This window comes from Bradyrhizobium sp. USDA 336, assembly GCF_044908355.1.
Classification (GTDB): Bacteria; Pseudomonadota; Alphaproteobacteria; order Rhizobiales; family Xanthobacteraceae; genus Bradyrhizobium; species Bradyrhizobium yuanmingense.
Window position 1 is genome coordinate 3,296,413 of the sequence record NZ_JBIYDC010000002.1, and the last position, 13,633, is coordinate 3,310,045.

A 13,633-nucleotide genomic window follows, 5' to 3' on the forward strand; every position below is an offset into this window, starting at 1 on the left:
AGATCGTGGAGACGTGCTCGCTACCGCTCTGCGCTAGCGCACCGGCTTGCGCTCTACGGGATCGATGTCGATCGCCCGGAGGCGGCCGAGGCGCAGCACGTCCATGGGTAGCCGGCGGCCGATCCGGTCGCGGTCCAGCACGCGGATCAGATCGTCGACGCCGTTGATCTCGACGCCGTCGAGCCTGATCACGACGTCGCCGGGCAACAGGCCTGCCTTCGCCGCCGGTCCATCCGGCTCGATCTGCATCAGAAGCGCGCCCATCTTGTTCTCGACGCCGGCCAGCACCGCGTGCCGCCGTGGGACCGGCGCGGTCTGCCCGGCGACACCGATATAGGCGCGGCGGACATAGCCGTGGCGGATGATCTCCGACAGCACGAATTGCGCGGTGTTGCTGGCCACCGCAAAACAGATTCCTTGCGCGCCATTGATGATCGCGGTGTTGATGCCGATCACCTCGGCATGCGACGACACCAGCGGCCCGCCGGAATTGCCGGGATTGAGCGCGGCGTCGGTCTGGATCACGTCCTCGATGGTGCGCCCGCTCACCGAGCGGATCGAGCGGCCGAGCGCGGAGACCACGCCGGCCGTCACCGTCGATTCGAAGCCGAGCGGATTGCCGATCGCGATCACAAGCTGGCCGCGCCGCAGATTCTTGGAATTGCCGAGCGCGGCATAGGGCAAGTGCCGCACGCCATTGGCGCGCAACAGCGCCAGATCCGTGTCGGGATCGACGCCGAGCACCTGGGCGTCGCCGACATGGCCTTCGACGTCGCGCAGCCGGATCTCCTTCGACGTGCCGACGACATGGCTGTTGGTGAGCACGAGTCCGTCCGGCGAGATCACGATGCCGGAGCCGAGCCCGCCGCGCTTCCGGCCGTTCGGCACCTTGGGGCCGGTCTCGACGCGCACGACCGCAGGGCCGACGCGATCGGTGACGTCGATCACGGCATGGGAATAGGCGTCCAGCAGCGCCCGGTCATCGACCGGGGCGGCCGCATTCGTCCGCGATGACGGTGCGTCATCGGCGATATCTGAGGTGAAGTCCAACATGGCAAGAGTCCTTGAGGCTCACACAGATGGTGGCCTGCTCCCGCCGATGCAAGTGGCCCGCCTGGAGCGCTGGGCCGGACTGCCCAGATGGCTAGGGCGGGCGCCGCAGCGAACCACCTCTCGCCTTGACCGGATCGAGCAGCGACCAGTCCCCCTCTGGGAGCACATGGCCCTTGGGGAATGGCGCGCGCAGCTCGAGCCCCAACGAGCCCAGCACGCGGTCGTCGCGGTAATAGCATTGCAGCACGACACGGACGAGGGTTGCGGCGGCAACGCCGCCGCTCTTCCGAAACTCGTGCACCACCGCATCGCGTCTGGCGGCATCGAGCTCGGCGAGCGGGGCGCCGGCGAGCCGCGCCAAATGATCCAGCGCCGCCGCGACCAATTTGGTATCGCGACCGAGCGTTGCTAGCATGTCCGCCTGGATCGCGGGATCATCGGCGCCCGGCACCTTGTACTCGTCACTGGCCGGGATGATCATCGCGGCGATGGCGCGGAGATCGTCGCGCTGCCTGCGTGTCAGTTGGTTGTCTGCGGACATTACAGCCTCAATCGAACAAATTGGCGAGGCGCTGCTTCATCTGGTCGGCAATGTAGAGCGCGAGGGCCTGGATGGTGGAAGTCGGGTTCACGCCGCCCGAGGTGACGAAGATGCTGCCGTCGACGATGAAGAGGTTCTTCACGTCGTGCGAGCGGCCCCATTCGTTGACGACGGAGCGCTCGGGGTCGGTGCCCATGCGCGCGGTGCCGAGCAGGTGCCAGCCGCCCCAGGGGATCGGCGAGTTGACGCAGATGTCGGTCGCGCCGGCCGTCTCGAGAAACTCGCGGCCGCGCGCCAGCGCGTGCTCCATCATCTTTCGGCTGTTCTCGCTGATGGTGTAGTCGACCTTCGGCGCGGGAATGCCGTGGCTGTCCTTCAGCACCGGATCGAGCGTGACGCGATTGTGCTCCTCGGGCAGGTCCTCGCAAATCGCGGAGAAACCTAAGCGATGGCCGTTGAGCCTGCGGAACACGCGGTGGTGATCCTCGCCCCACGGCAAGATGCCCTTCTGCTCGCTCACGACCGCTTCGAACACCGGCCCGGCCCCGCGCACGAACTGAACGCCATAGCCGCGCACGAAACCGCGCGACAGGTCGGTGTCGTACCATTGCTTGCTCCACAGGCAGGTCGGCGGCGCGCGGTTGGAGTCGGTCGGCTCCTTCACATAGCCGTAGATCTGCGCATAGGGATGGAACATCAGGTTCTTGCCGACGAGGCCCGACGAATTGGCGAGACCGTTGGGGAAGCGGCCCGATGCCGAGTTGAGCAGCAGCCGCGGCGTGCCGACGCCGTTGCAGGCGATGACGACGACATGCGCGGGCTGAAACTGCTCGATGCCGTCCTTGTCGTAATAGACCACGCCCGAGGCCATGCCGTTCTCGTCGGTGGTGATCTCGCGCACCCGGCAATGCGTGCGCAGCTCGACGCCGGCGCGGATCGCATGCGGCCAATAGGTGATGTCGGTGGAGGATTTTGCGCCTTGCGCGCAGGCCGGCGTGCAATGGCCGAGATTGATGCAGCGCGCCCGGCCCTCGTAGTCCATCGTCGCGACCGTGGTGTCCGACGGCCACCAGTGCCAGCCGAGCTTGTTCATGGCCTTGCCGATGATGGCGCCGGACAGGCCCATCGGCTGCTGCGGCATCGGCGGATGCGTCAGCGGCGACAGCGGATCGCCTGACAGCCCCGACGTGCCCATCATGCGGTCGTTCTCTTCGAAGAACGGAGTCAATGCCTCGTAGTCGATCGGCCAGTCGTCGGCGACGCCGTCGAGCGTCTTCACCTTGAAATCGGAGGGATGCAGCCGCGGCCAGTGCGCGGTGTACATCACCGTCGAGCCGCCGACCGCGTTGTAGTTCACGACCTTGATCGGAGAGTTGTCGTCGTTGATCGGGTAGTCCTCGGGCCGGGCGCGCACGTTCGGGCTCGACGACCATTCGCCGTAGAACTTAGCCTCCCAGTCGCGGCCCGTGCTGGGATATTCCGCCGGGTTCATCCAGCCGCCTTGCTCCAGGCAGAGGATGTGCATCTTGGTCTCGGCCAGCGACCACGCCACCGCCGCGCCCGAAGCGCCGGCGCCGATGATCAGGACATCCACAGGGTCTTTCATCGCAACCTTGTCCTCCCCCCTCGCCGCTTACCGGGCGATTCGGCCTTTCGCGCCTCGCAAGGCCGGCAAACGATACGGGCAGAGCGACGGCGGAGTAAAGCCGCGGGGCCGGAATGTTGCACTTCGCGAGGCGCAGACCATTGGTCTCGCCCCATCCGGATGCTAGGAACGGGGCGCACGAGCCATCGATAGCGAGACCGTATGTCCTTCCAGAAATTCTTTGCCGCCGCCCGCGCTTTTGCGCTCGTTTCGTTTCTCGCCTGGTCCGGATTTCTGGCCTCGTCCGGACCAGTTTCCGCGCTCACCGGCGCCGCGACGGCCCGTGACGGCAACTCGGTCCAGCTCGGCGACGTCACCTACCGGCTCGACGGCGTCGACGCGCCGGAGCTCGACCAGGTCTGCATCGACAATAAAGCCGATGCCTGGACCTGCGGCATCGAGGCCCGCGACCAGCTCACGAAGCTCATCAACAAACGAACGGTGCGCTGCGACGATGTCGGACCCGAGAAGAGCTTTGGCAAGCGGCACCGCGCCATCTGCACGGCCGAAGGCGACAAGGCCAGCTTGAACGAGCAGCTGATCAAGCTCGGCTTTGCCCTCGCACGCGAGCCGATGAAGGCCAACGTCAAGCCGGCAGCCACCGAGGCCAAGACGACGGCGGCGGGGATCTGGAAGGGCTGTTTTGTTGCACCGCAAGATTTCCGCAGCGGCAAGAAGGACGGCGCGCTGCTGGGCACCGCCTGCCGCCCGGACCGCGACAAGGAAATCCGCGCCGTGCTGTTTCCGGAGGAGCTGACGATGCCCCCCAACTGCAGCATCAAGGGCAAGCTCGCGGTGCGCGCCCGCGTCACCGGCAATATCGGCATCTACCATCTGCGGGGATGCCCGAGCTATCCCGCGACCACGACACCGGATCGCTGGTTCTGCTCGGAGGAGGACGCCCAGGCGGCCGGCTTCCGCAAGGCCTACAATTGCCGCCGGCCAAGGTGAGCAAGCTCCCTCACGCACCCGTGAGTGGTAATCCGAGGCCGTATTGATCCGGAATTGAACTTCATCGGCGGTTGCTGCATTTGTAAGCCTACGCAAGCGCCTTGCGCGAGCGTTCCTTGGCAGCAATCCGGCTTCGGCCGATTGTCTTTGCTTGGGCGTTTCCTCCCTAGACTTGGGCCGCTTGTCACAAGCGGCTCTTTCTTTTTGTGCGTCGCTAAAGCAAGGCGACCCTTTGAATCGATGCGAGCTCCGGGGTTCACCTCTCCCGAAGGGAGAGGTCGGATCGCATCGACAGATGCGATCCGGGTGAGGGGTTACGGTCCCACCGCGTATTGCGGCCCCTCACCCGGATTGCTTCGCAATCCGACCTCTCCCCGCTGGGGAGAGGTGAACCCGAACAGCGACCGATTCCAATCTCATTGCACGAAAGAGCGCCATCACTGCATCCGCATGATCTGGTCCATCGGCGGCATGTTGGCGTTGAGATTTGCCATGATCCAGACCGTGCCGCCGACCACCAGGAACACCACCAGCAGCCCGAAGGCGAGCGCCAGCACGTTGTTGGTGTTGTCGGGGCCGGTGGTGATGTGCAGGAAGAACACCAGATGCACGCCCATCTGTGCGATCGCGAGCACGATCAGCGCGACGGGAATCGAGGGCTGCCAGACCAGGTCCGTGCCGGCGATGAAGAACGACGTCGCCGTGAGCAGCAGCGCGAGCACGAGCCCGACGACGTAACCGAGGATCCTTGCGCCGACGCTATGCTCTTCTTCCTCGCCCGGCGCGAGGTCGCGTTTGACCATCCCAAGCGTCTGCTCACTCATGGCGCGCTCCCGAGCAGGTAAACGACGGAGAACACTGCGACCCAGACGATGTCGAGCGCGTGCCAGAACAGCGCAAAGCACGTCATCCGGCGCAAGATGTCGGCGCGAAAGCCCTTTGCGAACACCTGGGCCATCATGGTGAGCAGCCACAGCACGCCGGCCGAGACGTGCAGACCATGGCAGCCGACCAGCGAGAAGAACGCGGTCAGGAACGCACTTCGTGACGGGCCATAGCCACGCGCGATGAGGTCGGCAAATTCGCGAAACTCCAGCACGAGGAATATCAGCCCGAGCACGCAGGTCACGGTCATGCTAAGATAAAACCAGAACCGGTTGCGCACGTCGGCGGCGATGCTGGCCATGCCGCAGGTGAAGCTCGACAGCAGCAGGCAGACCGTCTCGATCGCCACGTTCCTCTGCTCGAAGATCTCCGCGCCCTTGGGGCCGCCGGCGGTCTGGCCTGACAGCACCGCATAGGCAGCAAAGAAGCAGGAGAACATCACGATGTCAGAGAGCAGGAAGATCCAGAAGCCGTAGGCGGTCACGATCCGCTTCGGAGCGGGGCCAGGATGCTCGATGACGAGGCCGATATGATGGGGATCGGCGTGCGCGTGGCCTGCGGTCGCGGTCATCGCCATCAGACTGCTCCCGCCATGCTGACGAGATTGCGCCGTTCCTGGATGTTGCTGCGGTCGATGCGGGCGACCTCCTCGGCCGGAATGACGTATTCGTCATGGTCGCGCCAGGCGAACACGACGAAGGTCGCCCAAGCGCCCAAGCCGCCCAGGATCACCATCCACCAGATGTGCCAGATTAGCGCGAATCCCATGATGGTGGCGAAGAAGGCACAGACGAATCCGGTCGGGGAATTCCGGGGCATCTCGATATCCTGATAATCCGGCGTCTCATGCGCGAGCGATTGCTGCTTCGCGCGCGCCTTCATATCCCAATAGGCGTCCTCGCCGCGCACATCGGGGTTGAAGGCGAAGTTGAACGCCGGCGGCGGCGACGAGGTTGCCCATTCCAGCGAGCGCCCGTCCCAGGGATCGCCGGTGCGGTCGCGCAACGCCTCGCGATTGCGGATGCTGACGACGAGCTGCACGATCTGGCAGATCACCCCGATCGTCAGCACCGCCACGCCGACCGCCGCAACGATCATCCAGGGCCGCCAGGCCGCCACGTCGTAGTGCTGCATGCGCCGGGTCATGCCGAGCATGCCGGCAATGTAGAGCGGCATGAATGTTATGAAGAAACCGATGAAGGTGAACCAGAACGCGGCCTTGCCCCAGCGTTCGTCGAGACGGAAGCCGAACGCCTTCGGGAACCAGTACTCGAAGCCGGCAAAAACGCCGAACAGCACGCCGCCGATGATCACGTTGTGGAAGTGCGCCACCAGGAACATGCTGTTGTGGAGCATGAAGTCGGCCGGCGGCACCGCGAGCAGCACGCCGGTCAGTCCGCCGATGAGGAACGTCACCATGAAGCCGACCGACCACAACATCGGGGTCGCAAAACGGATGCGGCCGCCATACATCGTGAACAGCCAATTGTAAATCTTCACGCCGGTCGGTATCGCAATGATCATGCTGGCGATGCCGAAGATGGCATTGACGTTGGGACCTGCGCCCATCGTGAAGAAGTGGTGCAGCCAGACCATGAAGGAGACGACACAGATCGCCATGGTCGCGAGCACCATGGAGCGATAGCCGAACAGCGCCTTGCCGGAGAAGGTCGAGACCACCTCAGAGAAGATGCCGAAGGCGGGCAGCACCAGGATGTAGACCTCGGGATGACCCCAGGCCCAGATCAGGTTCATGAACATCATGACGTTGCCGCCGGCCTCGTTGGTGAAGAAGTGGAAGCCGAGATAGCGGTCGAGCAGCAGCATCGCCAGCGTCGCGGTAAGGATCGGGAACGCCGCGACGATGAGGAGGTTCGAGGCCAGCGTGGTCCAGCAGAACATCGGCATGCGCAGGTAATTCATGCCCTTGGTGCGCAGCTTCAGCACGGTGGTGACGAGGTTGATGCCGGCCACCAGCGTGCCGACGCCGGAAATCTGCAGCGACCAGGCGTAATAGTCGACGCCGACGCCGGGCGAATAGGACAGTTCCGACAGCGGCGGAAAGGCGAGCCAGCCGGTGCGCGCGAATTCGCCGACCACGAGTGAGATATTGACCAAGAGCGCACCCGTCGCCGTCAGCCAGAAGCCGACCGAATTGAGCGTCGGGAAGGCGACGTCGCGCACGCCGAGCTGGAGCGGTACGATGAGGTTCATCAGCCCGATCACGAACGGCATCGCCACGAAGAAGATCATGATCGTGCCGTGCGCGGAGAAGATCTGGTTGTAGTGTTCCGGCGGCAGATATCCCTGCGACTGATACGCCACAGCCTGCTGGATCCGCATCATGATGGCGTCGCTGCCGCCGCGCAGCAGCATCACTGAAGCGAGCAGGATGTACATGACGCCGATGCGCTTGTGGTCGACGCTGGTGATCCATTCGTGCCAGAGATAGGGCAGATGTCCCTTCACCACGACCCAGCCCAGCACGCCGAGGATCGCGACAAGCACCATCGCGCCGGCGACGAGCGGAATCGGCTGGTCCAGCGGGATGGCCGACCAATCGAGCTTACCGAGCATCATGGCCTCCACTGTGCGACCGGCCTGCTTCGGACGCGAGGGCCGGCCCGGGTCCCGGCGGAATGTGCTGGGTCGCGATCAAATCGAACAGGCGCGGATCGTCGAGGCGGTAGACCGGCCTGCCCTTCTCAATGCCCTGCTGCATTAGCTTCTTGTAGCTGTCCTCGTTCAGCACCGCGTCCGTCTTCGCCGTATTCGCCACCCAGTCCGGGAAGGCGAGCGGCGAGATCACGTTGACGTCGAACATCATGTCCGGGAAACCGTCGCCGGAGAAATGCGCGGACAGGCCCTGAAGCTTGCCTTCGTTGTCGGCGCGCAGGTTCAGCTTCGTCACCATGCCGTTCATGGTGTAGATCATGCTGCCGAGCTGCGGGATGAAGAACGTGTTCATCACGCTCGATGACGTCAGCTGGAAATTCAGCTCGGCGCCGGCCGGCACCGTCAGCGTGTTGACGGTGGCGATGCGCTGGTCCGGATAGATGAACAGCCATTTCCAGTCGAGCGAGACCGCCTGGATCCGCACCGGGCTGCCGGTGCCCGGCACGGGCGCGGCGGGATCGAGCTGGTGCGAGCCGATCCAGGCGACGCCGCCGAGCAGGATCACGGTGAGCGCCGGAATCGACCACACCACCATCTCGACACGGCCGGAATAGACGAACTCCGGCTGGTAGCGCGCCCTCGGATTCGAGGCGCGAAACCAGAACGCAAAAGCTAGAATCGCGACAATGGTCGGCACCACGATCACCAGCATGATGAAGACGGAATCGACCAGGATGGTGCTGTTGCCAGCAGCCACGGGCCCTTGCGGATCGAGCAGATTCATCGGCAAGCCACTGGTGGTTGGGAAGCCCCGGGACTGAGCCTAGCGCGGGAAAGGCTCCGCGACAAACGCAGCGAGGCCGGAACGGTTCCTGGAGCGCAACGGCCAGCCATGCGCGATGGACCGGCCGCCACATGCAATTCCGTGTGATGTCAATGACATGAACGCGGAAAGCGCGCTCTTCTCTCCCAGGAGCGCGATTGCTAGTCTGCACGAAAATAATGACAAGGATGGGAGTGAACCGAGATGCGCTTGAAGGACAAGGTCGCGATCGTCGTCGGGGCCGGGCAAAGCCCCGGCGAAGGCATGGGCAACGGCCGCGCGACCGCGCTTACCTTCGCGCGCGAGGGCGCCAAGGTCTTGTGTGTCGACCACCATCTGGAATCGGCGCAGGAGACGGTCACGATGATCACCGCGAAAGGTGGCACGGCGGCGGCCTTCAAGGCGGACGTGACCAAGGCTGCGGACATCAAGGCGATGGTTGCGGACGCGCAATCGCGCTGGGAACGTATCGACGTGCTGCACAACAATGTCGGCGTCAGCCTCGCCGGTGGCGATGCCGAGCTGCTGCAATTGACCGAGGAGGCCTTCGATCGCGTCGTCGCCATCAATCTGAAGAGCTGCATTCTCGCGGCGAAGGAAGTGATCCCGATCATGCGCGCGCAGAGAAGCGGCGCCATCATCAACATCTCGTCGATGGCCGCGATCACCACCTATCCTTACGTCGCCTACAAAGCGACGAAGTCGGCGATGATCGCCTTCACCGAACAGCTCGCCTACCAGAACGCCGAATACGGCATCCGCGCCAACGTCATCCTGCCCGGCCTGATGAACACGCCGATGGCCGTCGACACCCGCGCCCGCGAATGGCACAAGACCCGCGCCGAGGTCGAAGCCGAACGCGACAGCAAGGTGCCGCTGCGCAGAAAGATGGGCACGGGCTGGGACGTCGCCAACGCCGCGCTGTTCCTGGCGAGCGATGAGGCGAATTTCATCACCGGAGTGACGCTGCCGGTGGATGGTGGTGCGAGCGTGAGACGGGGCTAGGTCGAGGCAAGCATGCTGCTCTTACCCTCCCCTGGAGGGTAAGATCAGTGCGTCACCCGCCAGATCGTGCCGTTGCCATCTTCCGACACCAGCAGCGATCCATCCTTCGCGACCGCTACGCCCACCGGACGTCCCCACACCTCCGTGTCGTTCACGACGAACCCCGTGACGAAATCCTCGTACTCGCCGGTCGGCTTGCCGTCCTTCATGCGGATGCGGATCACCTTGTAGCCGGTGCGTTTCGACCTGTTCCAGGAGCCGTGCTGGGCGGCGAAGGCGTCGCCCTGGTATTCGGGCGGAAACTGCGCGCCCTGGTAGAAGGTCATGCCGAGTGAGGCCGAGTGCGGCTGGATCAGCACATCGGGCACCGTCACCTTGTCCTTGAGATCCGGCCGCGCGCCGGCATGGCGCGGGTCTTCATTGCCACCGATATAGAACCACGGCCAGCCGTAGAACGCGCCTTCCTTCACGCTCGTGACGTAGTCGGGCACGAGGTCGTCGCCGAGGCCGTCGCGCTCATTGGTCGAGCACCAGGGCAGACCGGTCTGCGGCTGGATTGCGAGGCCGACGCAGTTGCGGATACCGGTGGCATGGATCTTTCGCTCCTTGCCGTCAGGGTTGAAGGCCAGCACCGCGCCGCGCTCGAGCTCGCTGGCCCATGTGGCGCCGAGCGGCTGCGTCTTCGCCCACGCCTCCATCCCGCCGGGCGGCGTGCCCATGCCTTCGGCGACGTTGCTGAGCGAACCCACCGACACCAGCATACGCGTGTTGTCGGGCGTGAAGACGATATCGCGGGTGGAATGGCCCCCATCCGGCAGGCTTGCAACAACCGTCTCCGCCTTGCCGCGCGCCTTCACATCGCCGGCCTTGTACGGAAAGCGAACGACGCTGTCGGTGTTGGCGACATAGACCCATTGCGGATTGTCGCCGTTCGGAAAGAAAGCGATGCCGAACGGCTGCCGCAGGCCGCTGGCGAAGATCTCGTTGGTGGCGACCTTGCCGCCCTCGCCCGCGCGCAGCACCCGAACGGTGCCGGCGCGTGTTTCCGCAACGAACACGTCGCCATTCGGCGCCACGCGGATGATGCGCGGCGCGCGCAGGCCTTCGGCGAACAGCTCGATCTTGAAGCCGGAAGGCACCTGGAGCTGGGCTTCCGGCGGACGCGGCACCACGCGCGACGAGCTCGCAACCGATCGCGTGGCGCCGGGCCTGACCAGATCCTGCGGCCGGATCAGCCTGACCGTGCCGGGCTTGTCGGCGCGCCAATCGCCATAGGCGTCCTTGCCCTGCAACACGGGCTCGGCGTGTGCACCGGCCGCCGCAGCAGCCAGCAGCGCTGCGAGCATCGCCACGAACGTTATCCTGTCGCTCAATTCGTCGTCCTCCGCCTTGCTCGTGTCGTGCGTCAACGCCGATCACCCGCAAAAGGTCTCGGCGGGTTTGGCGCCTGCCGAATCCCACGTCAGTTCATGCCCGCACGATGTGCATCAGCCGCAGTCCATCATACTGGAAAATGCGGTTGAACGGTGCGACACATTGTGAGGGCGGCGATCGCCGGTTACGGTCATGGAGGCTGCGGCATCCAGGTCGCGCCGGATGAGGAGTTCATGTGGGGATCCGTTATATCGGAATGGGCGAGCCTGCTGCTGCGCTGGCTGCACGTGGTGGCCGCAATCGCCTGGATCGGCAGTTCCTTCTATTTCATCGCCCTCGACCTCAGCCTGAAGCCGAAGGCCGACCTGCCGGGCGGCGTGCAGGGCGAGGCTTGGCAGGTCCATGGCGGCGGCTTCTACCGGATCATGAAATACCTGGTCGCGCCCAGCCAGATGCCGGACGAGCTGACCTGGTTCAAATGGGAGGCCTACACCACCTGGCTGTCCGGCTTCGCGCTGATGGTGGTGGTGTATTATCTCGAGGCCGACTTGTTCCTGGTCGACAAGTCGATCCTCGACCTCACATCATTCCAGGCTGGACTGTTCAGCTTCTGCAGCCTGGCGCTGGCGTGGCTGCTCTATGAGGCCGCCTGCCGCACCGGGCTCGGCCAGCGCGAACTGCCTTTCGCCATCGGCGGCTATCTGTTCCTGGTCGCACTCACTTACGCCTTCACCCATGTGCTGAGCGGACGCGGCGCCTTCAACCAGATCGGCGCGATCATCGGCACCATCATGGTGGCCAACGTCTTCACGCTAATCATCCCGAACCAGAAGAAGATCGTGGCCAGCCTGATCGCCGGACAGGCGCCTGATCCCAACCTCGGCAAGGCCAGCAAGGAACGCTCGGTCCACAACAATTACCTGACGCTTCCCGTCGTCGTGCTGATGATCAGCAACCACTATCCCCTGCTCTACGCCACGCGCTTCAACTGGATCATCGTCGCGATCGTCCTGGCGCTCGGGCCGGTGATCCGCCACTTCTTCAACGAGCGTCATGCCGGGCGCAAATCGCCCTGGTGGGTGTGGGGCGTGGCCGCGGCCGGCGTGATTGCGATCCTCCTCCTCTCCGCCGCCGGACCGCGCGAGGTGAAGACGGGCGCATTGTCGGCGCCCGTCACGGCCGCCAATGTCGAGGAGATCGTGATGTCCCGCTGCAGCATGTGTCACGCGGCCGAGCCGGTCTGGGCCGGCATCGTCACCGCGCCGAAGGGCATTGTGCTAGACACGCCCGAGCACATCCATCGCAACATCCGCCTGATCGGACGGGTCGCGGCCTGGTCCAATTCTATGCCGCCCGGCAACATCACCGAGATGACCGGCGAGGAGCGCGCCGTCCTCGCGGCCTATATCGAACAGGCGCGCTGACGCACGCCGGACGAGGATGCATCGCGCGGAATGAAATTCCGCATCTCTCGCCGAATTGAAAATGACTTGACGGCCCATCCGGCGTAGACATGGCCGGCAGCCGCCGGCGCGGCGCAAAATCAGCTTGCAATCGGGGAATAACAACAGTGGCCCTCAAGAACGTCATCGGTATCGACCACGCAGTCGTCATGGTGAAGGATCTCGACAAGGCTGCCGAGAATTATCGGCAACTCGGCTTCACGGTCTCGCCGCGCGGCACCCACAGCGCGCATATGGGCACCGGCAATTACACCATCATGTTCGACCCCGATTACATGGAGCTGCTCGGCGTGCTCGTGGCAACCGAGCACAATGCGCCGGCCCGCGCCTTCGTCGAGCGCCATGGCGAGGGCATCGAGCGCATCGCTTTCACTGCAGTCGATAGCGCCGCCGGCGCCGAGGAGATCCGTGCACGGGGCCTGGAGCCGATCGGCCCGACCGATTTCGAACGCCCCGTCACGCTGCCAGACGGCACGATCTCGGCGGCGAAATTCCGCACCTTCATGTGGCCGACGGCTGAAGCGCCGGGCGGCGTGCGCATCTTCGCCTGCCAGCACAAGACCCGCGAGACCGTGTGGATCCCCGAGCTGATGACCCACGCCAATGCGGCCAAGCGGATCAAGCAGACGCTGATCGCAACGCCAGAGCCCGCCAAGGAGGCCGCGCATCTCGCCCGCCTGATCGACCGCGAGGCGAAGACCGACGCGGACGGCGCCGTCATCGTGCCCTCCGGCGGCGATCGCGCCGACTTCGTCTATCTGACGCTGGACCAGCTCGCCAAGCGCTATCCCGGCGTGTCGCTGACCGGCCTCTCCGAACGCGGTGGCGCCGCGCTGGTGCTGGTCAGCGGCGATCTCGCCGCGACCGAGAAGGCGCTGGGGCCGGCCGCCGTGCGGAGCGGAGCTGCGATCTGCGTGCCGCCGGCCAAGGCCAACGGCACCCTGCTCGCCTTCATTGCCGGCTGATTTGAACCAATTCTTTAACGGGCGTTTACCCGGCGGCTGTAGACTTCCCGGCCATCAAGCCACCGGGGCCAAACGCATGTTCAAAGAGGGATCGCCGATCGCCTATGACGCGCCGGCCGAGTTGAAGAAATGGCCGTCGCTGAAGGGCGAGCGGCTGAAGGATCGCGGTTCGCCCTATCTCGTCTACAACGGCACGCTCGCCGAATGCGTCCGCGGGCAAGCCGATCAAGGGCATCTCGCTCTACGACATCATGACGACGCCGCAGGCCGCCTTCGATCAAAACGTGCTGTCGCCCGGCGACGCCGCGGAGA

The 13,633-nt window shown here is 64.7% G+C and carries 12 protein-coding genes; 4 read left to right on the forward strand and 8 right to left on the reverse strand.

The genetic code is table 11. The features are described from left to right. Positions 1 to 33: 33 nt before the first annotated feature. The 3 genes from ABIA45_RS16300 to ABIA45_RS16310 form a co-directional block, all read right to left on the reverse strand. Positions 34 to 1,053 carry a S1C family serine protease gene (locus ABIA45_RS16300; protein ID WP_404652814.1) on the reverse strand — a complete coding sequence of 340 codons (1,020 nt, stop codon included), beginning with the start codon at positions 1,051 to 1,053 and terminating at the stop codon, positions 34 to 36. 91 nt (positions 1,054 to 1,144) lie between these two features. Next, positions 1,145 to 1,594 (reverse strand): hypothetical protein, encoded by a 450-nt coding sequence (locus ABIA45_RS16305; RefSeq protein ID WP_404652815.1) that lies wholly within the window; start codon positions 1,592 to 1,594, stop codon positions 1,145 to 1,147. A 7-nt stretch (positions 1,595 to 1,601) separates the two neighbouring features. Beyond that, on the reverse strand, positions 1,602 to 3,200 hold the full coding sequence (locus tag ABIA45_RS16310) for a GMC family oxidoreductase (protein ID WP_404652817.1): 1,599 nt from the start codon (positions 3,198 to 3,200) through the stop codon (positions 1,602 to 1,604). 201 nt (positions 3,201 to 3,401) lie between these two features. On the opposite strand from ABIA45_RS16310, the gene ABIA45_RS16315 reads away from it, so the two are divergent. Continuing rightward, positions 3,402 to 4,190, forward strand: a complete 789-nt coding sequence (locus ABIA45_RS16315; protein ID WP_404652818.1) for a thermonuclease family protein — start codon at positions 3,402 to 3,404, stop codon at positions 4,188 to 4,190. 437 nt (positions 4,191 to 4,627) lie between these two features. Here ABIA45_RS16315 and cyoD read toward each other — a convergent pair whose 3' ends face one another. From cyoD to ABIA45_RS16335, 4 genes are read right to left on the reverse strand one after another with little or no spacing between them, the layout of a single operon-like run. After that, positions 4,628 to 5,014, reverse strand: a complete 387-nt coding sequence (gene cyoD / locus ABIA45_RS16320) for a cytochrome o ubiquinol oxidase subunit IV (protein WP_271545625.1) — start codon at positions 5,012 to 5,014, stop codon at positions 4,628 to 4,630. Continuing rightward, a complete protein-coding gene (locus ABIA45_RS16325; protein ID WP_036026017.1) occupies positions 5,011 to 5,652 on the reverse strand; it encodes a cytochrome (ubi)quinol oxidase subunit III in 642 nt (213 codons plus the stop codon). The genes cyoD and ABIA45_RS16325 overlap by 4 nt, the downstream gene beginning before the upstream one ends. Next, positions 5,652 to 7,652, reverse strand: a complete 2,001-nt coding sequence (gene cyoB, locus ABIA45_RS16330; RefSeq protein WP_275509234.1) for a cytochrome o ubiquinol oxidase subunit I — start codon at positions 7,650 to 7,652, stop codon at positions 5,652 to 5,654. Before cyoB ends, ABIA45_RS16325 begins: the two co-directional genes overlap by 1 nt. Beyond that, positions 7,642 to 8,475: a cytochrome ubiquinol oxidase subunit II gene (locus ABIA45_RS16335; protein WP_275496754.1), complete on the reverse strand. Its 834-nt coding sequence runs from the start codon at positions 8,473 to 8,475 to the stop codon at positions 7,642 to 7,644. Before ABIA45_RS16335 ends, cyoB begins: the two co-directional genes overlap by 11 nt. A 243-nt stretch (positions 8,476 to 8,718) precedes the next feature. On the opposite strand from ABIA45_RS16335, the gene ABIA45_RS16340 reads away from it, so the two are divergent. Beyond that, entirely contained in the window at positions 8,719 to 9,519 is an 801-nt protein-coding gene (locus ABIA45_RS16340) for an SDR family NAD(P)-dependent oxidoreductase (protein WP_157280918.1), read from the forward strand. 44 nt (positions 9,520 to 9,563) lie between these two features. Here ABIA45_RS16340 and ABIA45_RS16345 read toward each other — a convergent pair whose 3' ends face one another. Then, positions 9,564 to 10,865, reverse strand: coding sequence for a PQQ-dependent sugar dehydrogenase (locus tag ABIA45_RS16345; protein ID WP_404655685.1), 1,302 nt, complete (start codon positions 10,863 to 10,865; stop codon positions 9,564 to 9,566). A gap of 261 nt (positions 10,866 to 11,126) precedes the next feature. Between ABIA45_RS16345 and ABIA45_RS16350 the strand changes: the two genes are divergently transcribed. Together ABIA45_RS16350 and ABIA45_RS16355 are read left to right on the forward strand one after the other, a co-directional pair. After that, positions 11,127 to 12,317, forward strand: coding sequence for a urate hydroxylase PuuD (locus ABIA45_RS16350; RefSeq protein ID WP_404655687.1), 1,191 nt, complete (start codon positions 11,127 to 11,129; stop codon positions 12,315 to 12,317). Between the two features lie 146 nt (positions 12,318 to 12,463). Next, entirely contained in the window at positions 12,464 to 13,321 is an 858-nt protein-coding gene (locus ABIA45_RS16355) for a VOC family protein (RefSeq protein ID WP_271545633.1), read from the forward strand. The last annotated feature ends 312 nt before the right edge of the window (positions 13,322 to 13,633 follow it).

Excerpts from the sequence above, each read along its gene's own strand:
- ABIA45_RS16340 (WP_157280918.1), top strand. The coding sequence starts at position 8,719 with ATGCGCTTGAAGGACAAGGTCGCGATCGTCGTCGGGGCCGGGCAAAGC.
- ABIA45_RS16310 (WP_404652817.1), bottom strand. The coding sequence starts at position 3,200 with ATGAAAGACCCTGTGGATGTCCTGATCATCGGCGCCGGCGCTTCGGGC.
- ABIA45_RS16335 (WP_275496754.1), bottom strand. The coding sequence starts at position 8,475 with ATGAATCTGCTCGATCCGCAAGGGCCCGTGGCTGCTGGCAACAGCACC.
- cyoB (WP_275509234.1), bottom strand. The coding sequence starts at position 7,652 with ATGCTCGGTAAGCTCGATTGGTCGGCCATCCCGCTGGACCAGCCGATT.
- ABIA45_RS16325 (WP_036026017.1), bottom strand. The coding sequence starts at position 5,652 with ATGGCGATGACCGCGACCGCAGGCCACGCGCACGCCGATCCCCATCAT.
- ABIA45_RS16300 (WP_404652814.1), bottom strand. The coding sequence starts at position 1,053 with ATGTTGGACTTCACCTCAGATATCGCCGATGACGCACCGTCATCGCGG.
- ABIA45_RS16305 (WP_404652815.1), bottom strand. The coding sequence starts at position 1,594 with ATGTCCGCAGACAACCAACTGACACGCAGGCAGCGCGACGATCTCCGC.
- ABIA45_RS16315 (WP_404652818.1), top strand. The coding sequence starts at position 3,402 with ATGTCCTTCCAGAAATTCTTTGCCGCCGCCCGCGCTTTTGCGCTCGTT.
- ABIA45_RS16345 (WP_404655685.1), bottom strand. The coding sequence starts at position 10,865 with ATGCTCGCAGCGCTGCTGGCTGCTGCGGCGGCCGGTGCACACGCCGAG.
- cyoD (WP_271545625.1), bottom strand. The coding sequence starts at position 5,014 with ATGAGTGAGCAGACGCTTGGGATGGTCAAACGCGACCTCGCGCCGGGC.
- ABIA45_RS16350 (WP_404655687.1), top strand. The coding sequence starts at position 11,127 with ATGTGGGGATCCGTTATATCGGAATGGGCGAGCCTGCTGCTGCGCTGG.